This is a genomic window from Paraburkholderia sp. JHI2823 (assembly GCF_038900695.1).
Taxonomy (GTDB): Bacteria; Pseudomonadota; Gammaproteobacteria; order Burkholderiales; family Burkholderiaceae; genus Paraburkholderia; species Paraburkholderia mimosarum.
Genome location: NZ_JAYMRY010000024.1, coordinates 37,343 through 57,420, shown reverse-complemented (window position 1 = coordinate 57,420; position 20,078 = coordinate 37,343). Strand labels below are relative to the sequence as shown.

The 20,078-nt window shown below is 65.2% G+C and carries 18 protein-coding genes; 3 read left to right on the top strand and 15 right to left on the bottom strand.

Features of this window, described 5'->3' with window-relative positions:
* Positions 1–26 precede the first annotated feature (26 nt).
* From VSR34_RS23765 to VSR34_RS23750, 4 genes are all read right to left on the bottom strand, one after another.
* Entirely contained in the window at positions 27–875 is an 849-nt protein-coding gene (locus VSR34_RS23765; RefSeq protein ID WP_028231131.1) for a TauD/TfdA family dioxygenase, read from the bottom strand.
* Between the two features lie 10 nt (positions 876–885).
* Positions 886–1,866, bottom strand: a complete 981-nt coding sequence (locus tag VSR34_RS23760) for a quinone oxidoreductase (protein ID WP_342963717.1) — start codon at positions 1,864–1,866, stop codon at positions 886–888.
* Positions 1,867–1,924: 58 nt separating this feature from the next.
* Entirely contained in the window at positions 1,925–3,250 is a 1,326-nt protein-coding gene (locus tag VSR34_RS23755; protein ID WP_238327844.1) for an MFS transporter, read from the bottom strand.
* Between the two features lie 132 nt (positions 3,251–3,382).
* The gene (locus tag VSR34_RS23750) at positions 3,383–4,438 is read right to left on the bottom strand and encodes a 3-keto-5-aminohexanoate cleavage protein (RefSeq protein ID WP_028212257.1); all 1,056 of its coding nucleotides are present in this window, start codon (positions 4,436–4,438) and stop codon (positions 3,383–3,385) included.
* A gap of 245 nt (positions 4,439–4,683) precedes the next feature.
* Between VSR34_RS23750 and VSR34_RS23745 the strand changes: the two genes are divergently transcribed.
* Positions 4,684–5,685: an AraC family transcriptional regulator gene (locus tag VSR34_RS23745; RefSeq protein ID WP_342963716.1), complete on the top strand. Its 1,002-nt coding sequence runs from the start codon at positions 4,684–4,686 to the stop codon at positions 5,683–5,685.
* A gap of 70 nt (positions 5,686–5,755) precedes the next feature.
* Here the strand turns inward: VSR34_RS23745 and VSR34_RS23740 are convergent, their stop codons facing one another.
* Positions 5,756–6,442, bottom strand: a complete 687-nt coding sequence (locus tag VSR34_RS23740; RefSeq protein WP_342963715.1) for a response regulator — start codon at positions 6,440–6,442, stop codon at positions 5,756–5,758.
* Positions 6,439–7,662, bottom strand: coding sequence for a HAMP domain-containing sensor histidine kinase (locus VSR34_RS23735; RefSeq protein WP_342963714.1), 1,224 nt, complete (start codon positions 7,660–7,662; stop codon positions 6,439–6,441). Before VSR34_RS23735 ends, VSR34_RS23740 begins: the two co-directional genes overlap by 4 nt.
* Before the next feature lie 1,268 nt (positions 7,663–8,930).
* On the opposite strand from VSR34_RS23735, the gene VSR34_RS23730 reads away from it, so the two are divergent.
* Positions 8,931–10,493: a DUF3300 domain-containing protein gene (locus VSR34_RS23730; protein WP_063619600.1), complete on the top strand. Its 1,563-nt coding sequence runs from the start codon at positions 8,931–8,933 to the stop codon at positions 10,491–10,493.
* A 12-nt stretch (positions 10,494–10,505) separates the two neighbouring features.
* A complete protein-coding gene (locus VSR34_RS23725) occupies positions 10,506–11,432 on the top strand; it encodes a DUF2950 domain-containing protein (protein WP_028212261.1) in 927 nt (308 codons plus the stop codon).
* Positions 11,433–11,461: 29 nt separating this feature from the next.
* Here the strand turns inward: VSR34_RS23725 and VSR34_RS23720 are convergent, their stop codons facing one another.
* From VSR34_RS23720 to VSR34_RS23680, 9 genes are all read right to left on the bottom strand, one after another.
* Complete coding sequence (locus tag VSR34_RS23720) at positions 11,462–12,295, bottom strand: hypothetical protein (protein WP_154671263.1); 834 nt, start codon at positions 12,293–12,295, stop codon at positions 11,462–11,464.
* 19 nt (positions 12,296–12,314) lie between these two features.
* A complete protein-coding gene (locus VSR34_RS23715; RefSeq protein WP_238327840.1) occupies positions 12,315–12,974 on the bottom strand; it encodes a PqiC family protein in 660 nt (219 codons plus the stop codon).
* Positions 12,971–14,587, bottom strand: a complete 1,617-nt coding sequence (locus tag VSR34_RS23710) for an MlaD family protein (protein ID WP_028231135.1) — start codon at positions 14,585–14,587, stop codon at positions 12,971–12,973. Before VSR34_RS23710 ends, VSR34_RS23715 begins: the two co-directional genes overlap by 4 nt.
* The gene (locus tag VSR34_RS23705; protein ID WP_028231136.1) at positions 14,571–15,914 is read right to left on the bottom strand and encodes a paraquat-inducible protein A; all 1,344 of its coding nucleotides are present in this window, start codon (positions 15,912–15,914) and stop codon (positions 14,571–14,573) included. Before VSR34_RS23705 ends, VSR34_RS23710 begins: the two co-directional genes overlap by 17 nt.
* 85 nt (positions 15,915–15,999) lie before the next feature.
* Complete coding sequence (locus VSR34_RS23700) at positions 16,000–16,377, bottom strand: response regulator (RefSeq protein ID WP_028212266.1); 378 nt, start codon at positions 16,375–16,377, stop codon at positions 16,000–16,002.
* Between the two features lie 94 nt (positions 16,378–16,471).
* Positions 16,472–17,062 (bottom strand): copper-binding protein, encoded by a 591-nt coding sequence (locus VSR34_RS23695; protein WP_028212267.1) that lies wholly within the window; start codon positions 17,060–17,062, stop codon positions 16,472–16,474.
* Positions 17,063–17,078: 16 nt separating this feature from the next.
* Complete coding sequence (locus VSR34_RS23690; RefSeq protein WP_028212268.1) at positions 17,079–17,657, bottom strand: YSC84-related protein; 579 nt, start codon at positions 17,655–17,657, stop codon at positions 17,079–17,081.
* Positions 17,658–17,834: 177 nt separating this feature from the next.
* Positions 17,835–18,263 (bottom strand): glycine zipper family protein, encoded by a 429-nt coding sequence (locus tag VSR34_RS23685; RefSeq protein WP_342963731.1) that lies wholly within the window; start codon positions 18,261–18,263, stop codon positions 17,835–17,837.
* 365 nt (positions 18,264–18,628) lie between these two features.
* Complete coding sequence (locus VSR34_RS23680) at positions 18,629–19,798, bottom strand: porin (protein ID WP_342963713.1); 1,170 nt, start codon at positions 19,796–19,798, stop codon at positions 18,629–18,631.
* Positions 19,799–20,078: the final 280 nt, after the last annotated feature.

Sequence of the window (20,078 nt, the reverse complement as noted above, 5' to 3'; positions counted from 1 at the left end):
GGTCTCCTGCCTGTTTCAAAACGGCGTCAGTACGGCTTGTCGCCGATAATGCCGGCGCGTTCCATCTTGCGGTGGCATGGCGGGTAGTCCATCACCGCATAGTGCTGCGTGCTGCGGTTGTCCCAGATCGCGATGCTGTTCGGTTTCCAGCGCCAGCGTACCTGGTACTCCGGAATATAGGCCTGGCTCACGAGATAGCGCAGCAGGTCGCCCGCGCCCGGATTCGCGTCCTGCCCGTAACGCACGCGCTCCGGCGTATGAAAGTTCGTGAAGTGCGTCGTAAAGGCGCTCACGAACAGCACCTTCTCGCCCGTCTCCGGGTGCGTGCGCACCACCGGGTGTTCCGCGTCCGGATACTGCGCCTTGAGCGCAAGACGCTTCTCGATCGGCATGGCGGCGCCGAAGCTCGCCTCGATGCTGTGGCGCGCGCGCAAGTCGGCGATTTGCGCCTTCACGTATTCCGGCAGCTTCTCGTAGGCGAGCACCATGTTCGCCCACATCGTGTCGCCGCCCACGGGCGGGCACTCCACGCAGCGCAGCACGGCGCCGAACTGCGGCGCCTCGCGCCACGTGGCGTCCGCGTGCCATGCGTTTTCGTAGCGGTCGTTGGGCTGCTCGGGGTTCTTGTAGATGCGCACGAGGCCCGGGTGCTCCGGGTCGCTGCCCGCGACCGGATGGTCTTCCAGCTCGCCGAAGCGGCGCGCGAACGCCACATGCTCGGCGCGCGTGATGTTCTGGTCGCGCAGGAACAGCACGCGGTGCTTGAGCAGCGCGGCGCGAATCTCGGCAAAGAGCCCGTCGTCGTGAACGGCATCGGCGAGGTTCACACCGGTCAGTTCGGCGCCGATGGCATAAGTCAGTTGTTCGACTTGCATGCTGCGCTCCTCAGATGACGAAGACCGACGAGCCCGTCGTCTTGCGCGATTCGAGGTCGCGGTGCGCCTGCACCGCGTCCTCCAGCGCATAGCGCTGGTTCAGTTCGATCTTGATGCGGCCGGCGGCCACGTGGCCGAAGAGTTCGCCCGCAAGCTCGTTTTTCTCCGCCGGATCGGCGATATAGTCCGCCAGCGCCGGGCGCGTGAGATAGAGCGAGCCCTTCATCGCGAGGATCTGCGGATTGAACGGCGGAATCGGACCCGAAGCCGTGCCCACGCAAACCATCAGACCGCGGCGCTTGAGTGAATCGAGCGAGGCTTCGAAGGTATCCTTGCCCACGCTGTCGAACACCACGCTCACGCCCACGCCGTTCGTGAGCTCGCGCACGCGCTTCGCCACGTCTTCGCGGTTGTAATAGACGATGTGGTCGCAACCATGTGCACGGGCAACCTCGCCCTTCGCCTCGCTCGACACGGTGCCGATCACCGTGAGGCCGAGCAGCTTCGCCCACTGCGAGACGATCAGGCCGACACCGCCGGCCGCGGCGTGCAGCAGGATCGTGTCGCCGGCCTTGAAGTCGTGGATGCGGCGCATCAGGTACGACGAGGTGAGACCGCGCATCGTCATGCCGGCTGCCGTTTCGCACGAAATCGCGTCGGGCAGCTTGATGAGCGGTGCCGCCGGGATCAGGCGTTCGGTGCTGTAGGCGCCGAGTGTGTTGATGAAGCCCGTGTAGGTCACGCGGTCGCCCACCGCGACGTTGGTCACATCCGCGCCGACCGCCTCGACCACGCCCGCGGCCTCCACGCCCATGCCCGCAGGCAGCGGCACGGGGTACAGGCCCGAGCGGAAGTACGTGTCGGCGAAATTCAGACCGACTGCCTCATGGCGCAGGCGAACCTGACCGGGGCCCGGCTCGCCCACTTCCACGCTTTCGTAGCGCAAGACTTCGGGACCGCCGGTTTCGTAAAAGCGCACTGCTTTCGCCATGTTCAATCTCCTATCCTTTACTCAAGCTGAGCCAGACTGGCTCAGAACTAAATCCGATTCATCGTTGCGCTGGCGCGCCCGCTTCCTCGCGCAGGGCGTTCACGCGGTCCAGATCTGCGGCGTAGTTGCGCCGGCCGATCAGGAAGACGATTGCGGCCACGAGCGGCGCGAACGGCACCAGTTGCAGCGCGCCGAGCAGGCCGATGCGGTCGGCGACCACACCCGTCAGCACCGCGGCAGGGGCGAGGCCGAGCAGGTTGTTCGCCAGCGTGAGCGTGGCGAACGCCGAAGCGTGGATCGCGGGCGGCGTGAGATTCGCCACCATCGCGCCCGAAGGGCCCGCCGCGCCTGCGCAGAAGAACATGCCCGCGCCGATCACGACGAGTTGCGCCGGGCCAGCAGGCATGCGAAAGCCGATCACGAGGAACGCGAAGCAGAGCAGGCAGTACACGATCGCAATGCTCCATTTCCGCGCGCCGTTTTCCTTGCTGAAGCGGTCCGCGAGGTTGCCGCACACCACCATGCCCACGCCCGTGACGAGGACGAACAACGCTGCGGTTACGGCGGCCTTGCCCGTGGCCATGCCGTAGTAACGGTTCAGGAAGCTCGGCAGCCAGCTCCACACGGCCGCCGGCACGAGCAGATGCACGCCGCTGCCCACATACGCGCAAACGACCGAACGCGTGGAAAACAGGCCCTTCAGCAGCGTGCGCAGGCTAATACGCATGCCAAGACCTTGCGCCTCGCGGCTCACGCTCGCCGGCTGAAGCGCCGCGATCCGCTTCTCGGTAACGACGACGCGATAGATCACGACGAGCACAATCCCCATGATCGCCATCGCGCCGAACGCCGCGCGCCAGCCCAGGTGCGCCGCCACCGCGCCGCCCAGCGCCATGCCGAGCACGGAACCGAACGCGCCGCCCGCCATGAAGGCGCCGGTGATCGTCGAGCGCAGCCGCACCGGGAAAATGCTCAGGACAACTGCGATTCCCACGCTCCCATAGGCGGCTTCACCGATCCCGACGAAGGCCCGTGCAAGCAGCATTTCGCCGTAGTTCGTCGAGAGCGCGCAGCCGAGCGTAGCGATGCTCCACATCGCCGCCATCAGGACGATGCTCTTCACACGGCCCCAGCGGTCGGCGAGCACCGAGAGCGGGAACGTGAGCACGCCGACCATCAGCGCGACCACACTGCTCAGCGAGCCCAGCTGCGTATCGGAAAGATTCCACGTGGTCTTGAGCAGCGGAAAAACCGCATTCAGGACCTGTCGCGACATGTAGTCCGAAAGCAGCAAGCCCACCGTCAAAGCGAACACGACCCACGCATAAACGCGCACGTTCGATTCGCTCTTCGTCAATTCGCCCGCAGTGGGCGCGGCATGCATGTGCATGTCTTGTCTCCTTGGCACCCCGATCTGCGTCGGGTTCGTTGTTCTCTCAGGTCCGCCGGCAAGCGCCAACCACCCGTTTCGAGGTCCGGCACGCGCCGGACCCGTTCGTCGCTACGCCGCGCGTCGTTACGCCGCGCGCAGCGGCAGGTTCTTCACACCGGCGGCGCGGTTCGGCGCCATGCCGTTCGCAGCCAGCGTCTCCTCGACCGTTTCGTACTGCACACCAATGCGGTAGATCTCGCGCGCTTCCTTGCCCGTGGCGATCTCGCGGCCCAGCTCGCGCGCCACGCGCACGCACTGCTCGATCTGCTGCACCGAGGTGAAGCGGTTGCCGTGCTGGTCGATGATCGTGTCTTCGATGCCGCAACGCGGGTGCAGGCCCATCGACATGGCCATCATGTTGAACGGCAGCACGTTCTTGAGCAGCGACTCGGCCGTGAGCGTGCAGCCATCGGGGGCGCGGTGCACGAAGTTGAAGAAGTTGAACGGGTTCGGACCGTCGAAGCCGCCGCCGATGCCGATCCACGTAAGGTTCAGCGGGCCCTTGTAGACACCCTTGCGCACGAGGCGGTCAAGCGTTTCGAGCGCGTGGATGCCCGTGAGCTGGAAGTGCGGCTGGATGCCCGAAGCCTGCAGGCGACGCAGATGCTCTTCGACCCATGCCGGGCCGGCCGGCACCGTCATTTCGCTATACGCGGCCATGAACGCCGGGTTGGAGAGCGACGTGCCCGCGAGGTATTCGGGGTAGAGCAGCTCCATGATGTTCATCTGCGTGGTGTTGATCGCCACGGTCACCTGGTCCGGCTTCGGATCGAGATCGGCCAGCATGTGGCGTGTGTCGTCCGAAAGCCACTTTGCGGCCTGGCCTTCGTCTTCCGGCGCGAACGAGATCGAGCCGCCCACCTGGATGATCATGTCCGGCACCGCGGCGCGCACGCCGGCGATCAGCTCGTTGAACTTCGAGAGGCGCTTGGAGCCCTTGCCGTCGAGTTCGCGCACGTGCAGATGCAGCACCGTCGCGCCCGCGTTGTAGCAGTCCACGGCCTTCTGGATCTGTTCATCCATCGTGACCGGAATGTCTTCCGGGAAATCTTCGGGCATCCACTCAGGGCCGTACGGCGCCGTGGTGATCACCACCTTGTCCTGGTTCTCGGGGTGCAGCGAATCGTCGAGGAATTGCATCGTGTTCTCCAATATAGATGACGGTATTCCGATGGTCGGCCGGGCGCAGCACGCCTGGAATACCGCTCGGGACATGGTTGATCCGTTGAGATGCACGATACGGCAATCCTGCGCTAAACTTTTCTGATTGAGCGCCATCGTTTTATCTTTTGGCGCCACCAGGCGTTAACACCAATATAGGCCCAAGCCCATGTATTCCGGGCTGACGGGTCGCCGCGGCGCAGCGACATGAAGGAGACACGACCATGCAAACGACCATCAGCTCGGTCTCGATGAGCGGCTATTTCGACGTGGCGAGGCGCGTGGGCCTGAACCCGGTCGAGCTTGCGCACGAGGTGGGAATCGACGCCGCGTCGCTCGCCAACCCGGAGGAACGCATTCCCGCCGCCGCCGCCTGCCTGCTGCTGGAACGCTCCGCCGAAAAGGCATCGTGCCCGACTTTTGCGCTGCAAATGGCCGAGACCCGGCACAAGTTCGGCAGCGGCGTGGTCAACATCCTGCTCGCCCACAAGCGCACGCTGCGCGAGGTGCTGCTCGCCGCCGCCGAATACCGGCACCTGCTCAACGAAGCGCTCGCGGTACATGTCGAGGACACGGGCGCGACGGTCACCATCCGCGAGGAACTGGTGGTCGATCCCGGCATTCCCACGAACCAGGCCATCGAGCTCGCGGTTGCCGTGCTCGCGCGCCACTCCGGCGCGCTTCTTGGCGAACACTGGAAACCGCGAGCCGTGCACTTCGTTCATCGGGCACCGCCAAGCCTCACGTTTCACCGGCGTTTCTTCGGCTGTCCGCTGGAGTTCGGCAGCGACTTCAACGGCATCGTATGCACGGCCGCCGATCTCGACTACCCGAACCCCGCCGCCGACCCGGAGCTGGTGCGCTATGCGGAAAGCCTCGCCGATTCGCTCAACGCCGCGGGCGTCGAATCGACCGCGCTGGAGGTGCGCAAGGCGATTTACCTGCTGCTGCCGCTGGAACGGGCCACCGTCGAGCTGGTGGCCGATCATCTGCACCTGAGCGTTCGCACCATGCAGCGCCAGCTGGGCCTCGCCAACACGAGCTTCACGCGGCTCGTGGAAGAAGTGCGCAGCGAGCTTGCCGTGCGCTACATGAGCAACCCGCGCTATCCGATCGGGCGCGTTTCCGATTTGCTCGGCTATGCGCAGCAGGGCTCGTTCACGAACTGGTTCAGCGCACGCTTTGGCATGACGCCGCGCGACTGGCGCAATGGTCAGTTGAAATGACGTAGCGGAAGCGCCACGTGTGGGCGCCGGCGTCGTTGCGGGGTTGCCGATGCGCAGGGCGCGCGAGCCGTCACCCGGTATGAGGAAGGGGCTCGGCGTGTCTTCGCGCGCCGCGCGTTCGCGACGGCTCCGGCGACAGCAGTTCCTGCAACTCGAAGTCGAACGTGGTCATGAGCCGCACGAGATCGGCAAGCGAGTTCGCTTGCATCTTTTCCATGACGCGCGCCCGGTGAATCTTGATCGTCTTCTCGGCGGCGCCCAGTTCGTCGGCCACGAGCTTGTTCGGCCGGCCCGTCACCACGAGCGCCATGACCTCGCGCTCGCGCGGCGTCAGCTTTTCGACGCGGCGCTGGATCTCCGCGCGCTGCTCGCGCTGTTCGAACAGCTGCCGCGCGCGCTCCAGCGCCTTCGACGTGGCGTCGAACAGCACGCGCGCATCGATCGGCTTCGTCAGAAAGTCGGACGCGCCGGCTTTCATCGCTTCCACCGCCGTCGTCATGTCGCCGTGAGCGGAGACGAAGACGATCGGCACGATGCCATCGAGCCGCCGCTGCAGTTCGATACCGCTCAGGTCGGGCAGCTGAAGATCGAGCAGCAGACAGGCAGGCGCGCTCGCCAGATCTGCCTCGTCAAGGAACGCGCTCGCGCTGCCATAGGCCTCGGCGGTGTAACCACCCGACCTCAGCAACCGGCACAACGCGTTGCGCACGTGTTCGTCGTCGTCCACGACGAACACGGTGGAAGTGGACGAATTCATGGTAATAAACGCGCAGCCGTGTGCATGGACGCGCCCTCCGCGGGAAGTTCGATATGGAACGTCAGGCCATGGTCGGCGTTGCGCTCGGCCCATAGCTGGCCGCCGTGCGCCATGACGATGGTGCGGCTGATGGACAGGCCCAGACCCAGCCCTTGCGGCTTGGAGGTCATGAAAGGCTTGAACAGTGTGGCGAACCGGCCGGCATCGACACCCGGGCCGTCGTCGCGCAGGGCAATGTGCACCTTCGCGCGATCCTCGGTGGCGGTGACGGCGATGGAAACCGTGCGCTCGTCGGCGCTGCATTCATGCACGGCATCGAGCGCATTCAGCAGCAGATTGACGAGCACCTGCTGCAGCTGCACCGCGTCGCCGCGCAATTGCGGCAGCCCGTCTTCGATGCGCGCCCCCACCGCCGCGCCGCAGCTTTGCGTTTCGCGCCGCACAAGGCGAATGACATCGCGCACGAGGCTGCCTACGTCCACGGCATCCCGTTCGGCGGGCTCGCATTTCGCGGACTGGCGCATCTTGCGGATGATCGCGTGCGCGCGCGTGCTGTCCGCCACCACCTCGCCCAGCAGCTCACGCAGGTCGCTCAGGGCCGGCGGGTTCTGCGCGAGAAAGCGCTGCGCCGCCTGGGCGTTGCTGAGAATGGCCGTGAGCGGCTGATCGACTTCATGCGCGAGCGCCGCTGCCATGTCGCCGATCTCGGAAGCCCTTTCGCGTTGCAAGCGGCGTGGCTCGTTTGCGCGCGCCGCGCTCGCGGCATCGTCAACCGGCTCGACGACCACCACCATTCGCGCCGCTGCGCCCGCCGCCAGCGACGCGGAAGCGGTCACATGCACATCGATTTGCGCGCCATGCTTCGCACGCGCCACGGCGACGCGCGTGACGCTTTGCGTCAGTCCTTGCGCCGTATTCAGTTCAGCGAACGAGAAAGCGCGCTCGTCGCTGCGCCAGGCCACGAGCACCTCTTCCAGACGCATGCTCATCATCTCGCCCAGCGTGTAACCGAGCACACGAGTGGCGCGGCCGTTTGTCCAGACGATGCGCCCCGCGTCGTCGATCACGAGCGCCGCCGTGGGCACGACTTCGAGCACGCTTTGCAGACTTCGCACCACGTCCTGCGCGGTGCGTGACGATGCACGGCTGCGTTGCGGCGGTGCAAACGCCTTCCCGTTCGGGAAGGCGTACGGCCTTACCTTTTCCAACCACGCGAACATGCTGGCCACTGCATGTTCTGCTTTCGATCTGCTCAGACCTGTGTTTTTGTTCCCCAAATGCGCCCTGATCACGGTCTCCTCCGACAACTGCCCCGTTCGAGCCTGAGAAACGTTGATCACGTTTCGATGCCGAACGTGGCGGGTTTGACGAGCACCAGAATTCCGGTCGTGTGCGGGACCAGCTTCGCCCCCCTGCCGACTGCGCCTGCAGTTCAATGAATCAAGGACGATCCTGCTCTAACGGAGAATGAGTCAGTCACTAAAGAAAACGGATGAATGGATTCAATGATCGTACAACAAGGCGACTCCCAACTCTCTCCGCCTGTCAATTATATGAAAGAAATTCCGGATGCTAGCGCTCATTGCAATTCTTTTCGATAATTCTTTCCGCGCGCCGGGTTCGGCAATGCGACAGACGGCTTGCCGAGGCGCATTGCGCCTGAATTGCGACCGACAATTGTCATCCGATATTTGCGAACGTTCTGTTTGAACGAGCCGTTTCGGCTCACGGCGTCGGCCGGATGATCCATCCGATATGAACGAGCCTCATCGCGCGAAATAGCTATTATGTTTTTTACGAAATAGAAGCGTCCACTATTTCGAACCGTGCATTCATCAGGCCGATTATTCAATAATGGGCGCTGTCATTTCATTTCTGCGCAATTGTCGATCAGGGTACCGAAGCCGGAGCCGCTGTTGCCGCTGCAGGGGCGCTCGCCGCCTGATGTTGTGTCGCAGTCTGCTGAGACTGGTTTGCGCGCGCTTTTTGCTCCGCTTTGCGCTGCACGTGGCGCAGTTGTTGAGTGCCCGGCGTTCCCGTTTGCGCATAGACCGCCGGCATGAAATGCGGCACGCAACACACGAGCGCGATCACGCATGGCGCAGTCATACGCATCTTCATTTGTGACCTCCCGGTATCGACGGTGCCCGCTCCGAAGCGTCGCTCGGCCACAGCCGCGACGAGGCGCGCTGCCCCCGAGCCGACGAGCGAACAGATTCGTTCCACCCACTATTCGGTGTCAATAGGACTCTGGTCCGATTGCCAGCACAAAGGCGCTTACCGGACTATAGGCTTGGGCCATCCCGCCCGGGCGCCCTCGAAAACGACACCAAGGCTCCCGGCGGTCTGCTCACGATGCAACGCGCTCGCACGCGCACGCCCCTTCACGTTGTCGCTATCCGTCCCGTAGTCCGGTTGGAGCAAACGAATGGAAGGTACGGCCATGACATCCTCGATCAAACAACGCACGTACGCGGTCTGCCTGCTGATGCTCGCGTTGCTGTTTGCAGGCGCGGTGCGCGCACAAGACGCACCGCAGCCCGCTCCGTACAAACCCGAAGAACTCGAGGCGCTCGTCGCGCCCATTGCCCTGTACCCCGATTCCGTGCTCGCCCAGGTCCTCATGGCCTCCACTTACCCGCTGGAGATCGTGCAGGCGGCGCGCTGGGTGAAGGAACATCCGAAGGTCAAAGGCGACGATGCCGTGAAGGCAGTCCAGGACCAGCCGTGGGACACGAGCGTCAAATCCCTCGTTGCCTTCCCGCAGGCGCTCGAACCGATGAACGAAAAGCTCGACTGGACACAGAAACTCGGCGACGCGTTCCTCGCCCAGGAAAAGGACGTGCTCGCCGCCGTCCAACGCTTGCGTGCGCGCGCACAGGATGCGGGCAACCTGAAGAGCAACGAGCAGCAGCAGGTCGTGGTCGAACAGCCGCCCGCGCAGGGGGGGCAGACCATTGTGAAGATCGAGCCCGCCAACCCCGAGGTGATCTACGTGCCCGCGTACAACCCCACGGTCGTCTACGGCGCATGGAGCTACCCCGCCTACCCGCCGTACTCCTGGCCGCCCTCACCGGCCTATTATCCCGGCGGCGCGTTGATGACGGGCTTCGCATGGGGCGTCGGCCTCGCGGCCGCGGGCGCGATCTTCAGCAACTGCAACTGGGGCGGAGGCGACGTCAACATCAACGTGAACAAGGCGAGGAACGTCAATCGCAACTTCGACAGCACGAAGGTTCAGGGCGGTAAATGGCAGCATGATGCGAGCCATCGGCAGGGCGTTGCCTATCGCGACAACGCCACGCGCCAAAAATACGGCAACAACGTGGGCGGCGCCGACGCACGCCGTGACTACCGTGGCCGCGAAGGCCAGCAAGGCGCCAACGTCGCCGATCGCAGTGGCAACCGCGCGGGCGGCTCAGACCGCCAGGGGCTTGGCGGCGCGGGCAACAACGCTAACGCAGGCAATCGCGCGAACTTCGCCGATAACGCGGGTGCGGGCAATCGCGGCAACGTCGGCAACAACGCGGGCAACGGCAATCGCGCCAACGCGGGCAACAACGCGGGCACCGGCAATCGCGCCAGCGTCGGCAACAACGCAGGCACCGGCAATCGCGCCAGCGTCGGCAACAACGCGGGCACCGGCAATCGCGCCAGCGTCGGCAACAACGCAGGCACCGGCAATCGCGCCAGCGTCGGCAACAACGCAGGCACCGGCAATCGCGCCAGCGTCGGCAACAACGCAGGCACCGGCAATCGCGCCAGCGTCGGCAACAACGCGGGCACCGGCAATCGCGCGGCGGCCGGCAATAACGCCGCTGTGAGCAATCGCGTGAGCACGGGTGCCGGTGGCGGCGGCGGCGGTGGCGGATACGGAGGCGGCGGCGGCCGCGACAGCGCGTTCCAGGGCGTGGGCGGCGGCGCGGCCACGCAGCGCGACGCGAGCCGCGGGCGCTCGAGCATGCAGTCTTCGGGATTCAATCGTCCAAGCGGCGGCGGCGGCGGGATGCGCGCCGGTGGCGGCGGCGGACGCGGCGGCGGCAGGCGCTAGAGGAGAACGGCCATGAACAAACACATGTTTCTCCGTCCGGTCGCCTCGGCAGCGCTGGCTGCGGCCCTCGTCATCGCGCTCGCCGTGCTTGCGGCCTTCACGCCGCGGCTTTGCGCGGCCGCCGGACAAAGGTACTTCGCATCGCCCGACGCCGCGATGACCGCGTTCGGCGACGCCGTAGCCGGCAACGACGAGCCCGAACTGAAGACGCTGCTCGGCGCAGACTTCCGCCATCTCTTGCCGCCGGTCGGTGCGGAATTGCGCGAGAAATTCCTGAGCGAATGGAAGGTCTCGCACACCATTCAGGATACCGATGCAAATCATGCGGTCATCGCGGTTGGCGACGACGGCTGGACCTTGCCGATCCCGCTGGTCAAGAGTGCGCAAGGCTGGCATTTCGACACCGCCGCCGGTGCCGAGGAAATGCGCGCGCGCCGTATCGGCCGCAACGAACTGGCCGTGATGCAAGCGCTGCTCGCGGTCTACGACGCGCAGGACGAATATGCGCAGACATATCACGACGGCAACACGATGCTCGTCTATGCGAGCAGGCTCGCGAGTTCGCCCGGCAAGCACGACGGCCTGTACTGGCCGACCGGCCCCGACGAAGCGCCCAGCCCGCTAGGCGTAGCATTTCTCACCGCGGGCAAGCGTAGCACCGAAAGCGCCGGCTACTATGGCTACCATTACAAGCTGCTGACCTCGCAGGGACCGCACGCGCCGGGCGGCGCGTATAACTACCTCGTGCACGACAAGCTGTTCGGCGGCTTCGGCGTCGTCGCCTGGCCGGTGCGCTACGGCGACACGGGCATCAAGACCTTCATGGTGAACCACGACGGCCAGGTGTACGAGCGCGATCTGGGCCCGGACAGCGCGGCCAAGGCCGAAGCCATGACGTCGTTCGATCCGGGCCCGGGCTGGTCGAAGTCGTCGCCTTGATGCCATGCGCCGCCGCACGGCCGTTGTCTTCAAGGCGCGGGCGCGGCGTTCGGGGATTGCCTCTGCACAGGCGCGCCGTCACCGAGCATGTAGAGCAGCAGCGCGTCGCGGTCGGGCCCGTCCATCGCGGCCGTCGAACGCATGAGCAGCGCGCTCGCCCAGCAGATGTCGGCAATCGTGGCGCCTGGGGCGCCGCCCGTCACACGCTTGAGCCGCGCCACCGCCTGCGCATCGCCCGCAAGTTGGCCATTGACCGCCTCGTCGAGATGCCGCAGCGCGGCTTCGTACTGCATGGGCGTGGGCAATCTCAGCGGCGCGCCGAGCACGGAGCGGATCACGATGAGGTGAAGCAATGAGAAGTATTGGACCGCGTCGGCATCGCTCATGCTCCCTGGCGAAATGCGATCCGCGATGTCCTGCACGCTCGCGACCCCATGACAATCGCCGCTCGCCGCCTGCCCGATGTACTTCGCGAGCAACGTGAAGTAAGCGAGCCGCTCTTGCGGCGTCAAACGGGCAATGCCGCTTCGGATCAGGCGATCGCGCGCCGCGTCGTCGCGCAGCCGCGCCTCGAGGCCCGCCGCGCCGCCGGGCATGGCGAAGGCAATGACGGGGTCGGCGTGCAGCCGGTCGAACCAGGCTTCGACAATGCGCGCCTTGACCGTGTCCGGCTCCACGCCCGCCAGCTGCAAATGGCGCATGCCCGGCCCGGCGGGAGCAGGCGCGAGAACGAAGGCGAGAATACCCAGAAGGCCCGCTGGCGTGTTCCCGGGCGGCGGCACGTTGGCGAGCGCATCGCGGTCCGCCCATGCCAGCGCCGCGATCAGCGCGAGCACCACCCACCGCGACCCCGATCTCTTCATAGGATGAACGGGCCGTGTATCAATCCGTCGCACTGCGAACGGATGTGTGGTCTGCGCGAATCGCGGCGGCAATATCCGTGCTGATGATGGCAAGGGCGCGGTCATGCGCATCCACGATTGCACCGTAGTCGCGGCTCGTCACGGGCGCGTGCGCGAGCGTGTGCCCCACGACCGGCGCGCGGTGACCTGGGGGGCGCGCGACCCATTGCGCCTCGACCGTCACCGAGTCGCCCGCCACGCTGTCGATGCGCACGATATCCACGCGCACGCGCCATACCGGCGGCGAGCTCATGCCGAGATCGACCGTCGACACGCGAGCCGTGTCCAGCCGCAACGCGAGGTCCGCGGCGATCACGCGGCCGATATCCAGTTTCAGCGGCGTGGCCCAGCGGGCGAACTCGTTCATCTCGATCGTGTTGTCGGGATTGCGCGTCACGATTTGCGGCCGGTCGACCATGTCGGGCACGGTGACCGGGCCGACGACGACAGCGAGCGCCGCGTCGCCCGCCGGGCCGGCAGTCGAGGCAGCGGGGGCCGTCGCGCCACCATCGTCGGCGCGCAAAGCGTAGAACGTCGGCGAGGGCGACGAACATCCGGCAAGACTCCCCATGATGCAGATCCACGCCGCCGCAGCGGCGCGCGCGATTGGCACGGTCGGCACGGTCACGATGCGGCTCACTGCTTGCCTCCCGGTTTGCCCTGAACCACGGCTTCAGGATGACGCTCGAGATAGTCCGTGAGCATGCGCACCGAAGCCGCCGTGCGCGCCAGCTCGCGCATGGCGTCGCTCGCGTTCTGCTGCAACTGCGTGTCGGGCTGCAACGCATCGTTGGCCGAGTCGAGCGCCGAGTGCGCCGCGGAGAGGGTATCGTGCGCCTGCGGCACGACGTCGGTGCCGAGCTTCGCCATCACGTCGTTCGCGCTCTGCAGCGTGCGTTGCGCGTTGGTGCCGATCGCTTCGAACGGGATGCCGTTGAGCTTCGCCAGCAGCCGCGTGAGCGAGTCCTGCAGCGACTGTAGCGTGCGCGGCACCGTGGGCAATTCGGCCGGCGTTCTCGTCCAGTCGATTTTCGCCTTCGGCGCGTCCGGGAAGATGTCGAAGGCGACGTAGAGCTGCCCCGTCAGCGGATTGCCCGAGCGCAGCTGGAACCGGAAGCCATTGGCGACGAGGAAATCGGCAAGCTCGTGCGGCTGCTCGCTGAGACGTCCGGCCGTTCTGTCATGCTGGAAGCGCGATGTGAACCGCTCCGGATACAGATTGATTTCGACAGGAATACTGAACTGCTTCTTCACCGGGTCGAAACGCGTGTAGATTCGCGTCACCTCGCCCACGACGACGCCGCGAAAATCAACGGGAGCGCCGATCGTCAGCCCGCGCACCGAATCGTAGAAGTTCACGACGTAGGTGTCGACGATGCGGTCATGCGTCTTCAGTGAATCGGCATGGGTTGGGTAGAGCTGGAACTTCGCATTGGCCTCGGCCTCGGTTGTATCGTCGCTATCGGGCGTTTCGAACGCCACACCGCCGATCAGCATCGACACCACCGACTGCGTGTTGATCTGCACCCCGTCCGGGCTCAGCGACACGTCGAGCCCGCTCGCATGCCAGAACCGCGTGTCGTTGCGCACGAAACGATCGTAGGGCGCATTCACGAACACGTGCAGCGTGACACCCTTGCCGTTCGGGTCCAGATCGTAGGACGAGATCTGCCCCACCTGAAGGCGGCGGAAGAACACCGGCGAGCCGACGTCGAGCGAGCCCATGTCATTGCTTCTCAATACGAATTCGCGCCCCGGTATGTCGCTCGGAAACACGGGTGGTACTTCGAGGCCGACGAAGTCGCGCCGCGTCTTGCTCGAATTGCCCTCGTCCATGCCGACATAGGAGCCCGAGAGCAGCGTGCCGAGGCCCGAGACGGTGCCGCCCGAAATGCGCGGACGCACGACCCAGAAGCGCGTGTTGTCGACCAGCATGCTGGTTGCGTCTTTCACGAGCTCGCCCGTTGCGATCACGCGCTTGTGGTCGTGAGAGAGCGTGACCGACTTCACCACGCCGATATCCACATCCTTGTACTTGATCTTCGTCTTGCCGGCCTCCAGGCCATCGCCGGTCTTGAAGCTGATGGTCACGGTCGGCCCTTCCTCGAGAATCGCCTTCGCGGCGAGCCAGCCGCCGATGAGCACCGCGACGATCGGCACGAGCCAAACGATCTGCATGCGCCAACGCGATCCCTGTACCGGCTTCGCCTCGGGCAGATCCGGCGGCAGACCGTCGTTACCGGGCGTCGCCATTACTGCGCTCCACGGCGTCCCAGATGAGACGCGGATCGAACATGTTCGCGGCGAACATCGTGAGGATCACGACGGCGCCGAAGGCGATCGCGGCGGGCCCCGCCTTGATGGTGGCAAGCGCCTTGAACTGCACCAGTGCGACGAGCATCGTGATGACGTAGATGTCGAGCATCGACCACCGGCCGATCAGCTCGATCAAGCGGTAGATGCGCGTGCGCTGCTCGGGCAGCCATCTCCAGCCGCGCTGCGTCGACCATGCGAGGTACGACAGCCCGAGGATCTTCACCATGGGCACGGTAATGCTGGCGATGAACACGAGCAGCGCGAGCGGCCAGGACCCCGAGGTCCACAGGTACACCACGCCGCTCATGATCGTGTCTTTCTGGGTGCCGAAGAGCGAACTCGTATCCATGACCGGCAGCACGTTCGCCGGCACGTACAGCACCACCGCCGCTGCGAGAAACGCCCAGGTGCGCGAGAGGCTCGCGACCTTGCGCAGATGCAGCGCGCTGCCGCAGCGCGGGCACGCCACCCCATGCGCGGCCCCCGGCATACGCGCGAGCAGCCCGCACGCGTGGCAGCGCGCGATGCCGCAGGCGGCGCCCGTGAGCGCGCCGCCGGCACGCGCACCGCTTGCGCCGGGCGCATAACGGAGTGCGCCGTTGAGCGCGACGCCATGTGCGCCGTTTGTCCCTGGCGCTGTCGCAGCGCCTGACGGCAGCGCGGCGCCCGCCACGCGTGCCCAGAACTGCCGCGTGTCGAAGGCCGCGCTCGCGCCCGCCAGCACGAGCATCAACGCGCCGAACGACCACAGCGCGACGCCGGCCACGACGGTGGCGATATGCGAGAGCTTCACGAGTGCAACCAGCAGCCCGAGAATCAGCACCTCGGTCATGCCCCAGGGCCGCGCGGCGTACATCGCGCGAAACAGGAGCGGCGCCTGCCATGGCGCGCGGTTCATGGCCAGCGGAACGAGCAGCGCGAGCAGACAAACGATCTGCATGGCGGGCATGAAGATCGTCGTGATGAACACCAGCACCGCGATCGGCCACATGCCGTCGAGATAGAGAATCCGGACCGAATGCCACAGCGTCGTGCGCACGATATTGCCGTTGACCGCGAGGCCGACGATCGGGTACAGGTTCGAGATGACGAAGAGCAGGAGCGCGCCCAGCGCGAGCGCGAGCGAGCGAGCGAGACCTTCCGGATGATCGCGCGCCAGTTCGGCGCCGCAGCGCAGGCAGCGCAGCGTGCCACGGGGCGGACAAGGCACGCCCTGCTGCATGAGATCGCAGTCGTGGCAAACCAGAAGCTCGGCGCGCTTCATCGCGGGGCCTCCTTTTACGGTCATGGCGCGGTGGCTCATTGTCGCTGCGCGTTGCTGCATGAGCACGGCATGTACACATGCGTGGTCACGGTACGCCCAGCACCGCATGCACCGCGCCGATGAGCGCCGAATCGTCGAACGGCTTGCGCAGGTACGCGACCGCGCCGGCCGCCTGCGCCTGTTCTCGCACGCGCGTATCGTCGTGCGCCGTGATGACGATGCACTTGATGCCCGTGCCGCCCAGCCGCCGCTGCACCTCGATACCGTTGATGCCCGGCATCTGGATATCGAGGACCACGCACGATGGCGCGTGAGGCGCCGAGGCTGCGAGCGCTTCGAGAAATGCCTCGCCGCTGGTGTATACGTCGGAGTCGATGCCGACCGACTTCAACAGGCGCTGGATCGCTCGCCCGACCGACTCCTCGTCGTCAACGACGGCCACAGATCGTGTCGCGTTGTTCATATGACCTTGCGTCCGTTTTACCAATGAGGACGGACAGACCGGCGCCGCGGTGCGCACCGGCCTGCTCCTCGCGCGTGGCTGCGCCCAGGCGCGACTACTTGTGCTGTGCGGGCTTGACGGATACGGCGAACGCTTCCGTATAGACCGCCTCGACCTGATCGCCAACCTGCACGCTTGCCAACTGTGCGGGATCTTCGACCCGCAGATCCATCGTCCCACCTTCAGGTCCTTTCAAGGTGACCGTCTGCGTTTTCTTGTCCACGGCCACCACGTCCGCCATCACCTTCACTTCGCGCCCGACCATGCCGCCGGGCTTGGCACCGCTGGCCGCGCGCTCGACCTGCGGCGTCTCCTGCACCGAGGTTGCACCACCGCCGCCCTTCTTCAGGCTGAGCGTAAGCGCTTCCTTGTAGGTCATCGTCACGACATCGCCAACCTTTAGTTGATCGAAGTTCCTGACTTTCTCCCCGAGCTCCACATCGACCATCTTGCCGTCATGACGCTTGAGCGTGACAGTGCGCGTATCGGCATCGATCTTCTCGATGGTGGCCGTCACCTTGTGCATCGCCGAGGCGGTCGCCTTCCCCGGCTCATGCGTCACATTGGCGCTCGTCTGCCCCTGCGCCGCGGCAAGCTGCGCCGCGGCGACCATGGCGGCTGTTGCTACCCACTTGAGGTACGCCATCGCGTTTCTCCGCTGTTTACAAATCGAGCTTCGTCACTTTGGTGCCGGCTACCGAGGCATCGGCCATGAGACCCGTATTGGTCATCACGATCGCCTCGACAGGCGCCGTTGCGGTTCTCGTGTCGATCGCGCCATTCGCTCCGACCTTCACGAGCGAAACCGCAACGTCGCCGCCCACCGCCCAGCCCGCCGAATTGCGGAACTTGTCGAGCGAATCCTGGGTCATGAAGAGAAAGATCAAGGCTGTGGACTGCGCGCCGGCCTGCAAGCCGAACGAACCGCCCGCCGTGCTGAAATAGCCCGCGGTCTTGCCGCCCACGCGCAACGCGCCCTGGCCATATGCCGCGCCGACGATGAATGCCGCCTTCACGACCGATGGAAACACCAGCACGCCTTGCGCCTTCGAGACCAGTTCACGCGAGCCGTCGACGGTCGAGAACAGCCGCGACAGCGTGCCGTCCACGGCGGCATCGATCTCCTGGCGTTTCGCTGCGTCCGTTTCAGCGCTTTGTCCGCTGCTCGTGGTTGTGCTGCACCCCGCAACGACGAGACCGGCCGCGGCCGCCGTCGTAAGCACAAAAATCCGTCGCTTCATTATCGTCCTCCATTGAGTTTTTACAGCCCGGACACCGCACTCACGCAAGCGGATCGAACGTGACGCGAGAATCAGAAGCTGCTCGCCCATCGTTGCTCACCGTTGTGCCACATGGTCTCAGACGCAGCGAGCAGGACAATCGGACCTTGGTCTTACGCCTCGCATACACACGGCACGCTATTGGACGGTGTAGCCGCGCCCTTGCATGCAGGCGGCGAACGCGCGGTTGAATGTGTCCATCGCACCCTGCGTCTGTGCCTGGGAATTGGCCTGCTGGGCGCGCCGGTTCTGCCTTGCGCGCGAGCCGCCCACCATCGTGCCGGCCGCCGCGCCGACCGCGGCGCCCTTGCCCGCGTCGCCCGTGATCGCGCCAATCACCGCGCCGCCAGCCGCGCCGCGCGCCGCACCCTGGACACGCTCGCCGCCGCCCACGGCCGGCCCCGAAGGCGGCGGTGGCTGCGACGCGACCTGCTGCGGGTCGATGCCCGTGTTTTGCTTCGCCCATGAGTAGCAGGCCGATTCGTCCGACTGCTGTTGCTGCGCGCTCTGCCCCTTCGATGGATAGGCAATCGGCGTGGCCTGCGCGGCGCTCGCGAACAGCAGCATGGCGGCGCACAGTGCGCCCGCTCGGCGATTTATGTAGGCATCCATATCAATTCCTTGCACGCGTGCGAGAGCGCGTCGATTGCGCCTGCTGCAATCGACGGGAAGTTGGGAAACGACAGGCCCGAGCGAGAGCACGAGGCCCGAAAGCGGGACAAGCACCGCACCGGGCGGCGCGGCGTTGTGTTCAATGATGTGTGCGGGCAGCGACGAGCACAATCGGACCATGGTCCTACCGTCATCCGCAGCACCGCGCCCGCCGGCGCCTGGCCGGGAGGGCCGGACGGTGCGGCGGGCGTGGGAGGGAAAACAGCGAGGGAGAACAGCGAGGGAATACGGCGAGGGAAACAGCGGGTAGCGACGGCGGATCAGAACTTGTGGCGTATGCCGAGGCTGACCATGATCTGCGAGCTCGAGCTTGCATTGAGCCCATAGTCGGCCACTGAAGCCACAGCCGTGGTCAGCACGGAACCGCCCCCTGCGACCGGGACGCGCTGCGTGCCGTTGGCATGTTGCCACGCACCGACCAGGTATACGTCGGTACGCTTGGACAGGTTGTAGTCGCCGCCCAGCGAAACCTGGTTGTAGGTTGCCGAAGTGTCGCCGGCGCTGTGTGTCCACGTATAGCCGATGCCGACCAGCGAAGCCGGGGTGAGCTGATAGTTCACGAAGCCGGCGGCAACGTTGTAGCGCTGGTTGGATGGGAAGAGCGACTGCGCGTCGGCCTTGTACTGTGCGTTGCTATACCGCCCGCCGAAGGTGAACGGACCGGCCACGTATTGCAGGGCAACGGAGCCGATTCCGACCCACTTGGCGGTTTCGTAGGCGAGGTTCTGATAGCCGCCGTCGAACGTTCCGTCCGAAGTGCTGGTCCACGTGGCGCGCGGCAGGGTGGAGTTGGCGTTATGCATGCGCACGTAACCGGCCGCGATGCTGAACGGACCATTCACATAGCTTGCCGCCGCCGACCATGTCTGCTGCGAGCCCGTCGCGCCCGCGACGCCGCCGAACGCGTACATGCCTTCGACCTGGAAACCGTAGAACTGCGGCGAAAGGTATTTGACGGCATTGTTCGTACGAGAGCTGTTGTCGTTGTTGTCGACGTCACCGGGCGTCGTGAAGGTGCTGCCCCAGTAATTGTCTGCCGTGAGTGGCTGCACCATGTCCACGACGGGATCGTACTGGCGACCCAGCGTCAACGTACCGTACTGCTCATGCGTCAAGCCTACGAACGCCTGACGGCCGAACAGGCGGCTGCCCTGTTGCAGGGTGCCGTTATTGACGTCGAACCCATTTTCCAGCTGGAAGATGGCTTTGAGCCCACCGCCTAGATCTTCCGTTCCCTTCAAACCCCAGCGGGATCCTTGCAGGTTGCCGCCCTGCAGCCTGTAGAGGTTGTTGCCCTGGGCGTTGGCGTTGTGGACAAACTGGAAGGCTTCGTCGATCACGCCATACAGGGTGACGCTGCTTTGCGCTTGAACGGCTGACGCCAGCAGGGAAAGAGGAACTGGAAGCAACATGAGCACATGTTTCTTCATCTTTGCGTCTCCTTCTCTCTCCGGGTAATCGGTATTCCTATGTTAGTCCCATGTTTATTCACATGCGTCGGCGTGAAAATGGTTCCGTTGTCGGCGTAATACAAATAACGTCGTTGTTATGCAGACTGCAGCGGGTTAAGTTCGGCTGTCACGCAATTCCGTTTTCAATCATCCCTTATTCGCCGTTGATAAGAGCGACAGGTTAATTAACGGCTCGCAGCCAGGCACGTTTGCAAACGCCTCGCGAACGAAAACCCGGCGTTGGGCACGCTCCGGCAAT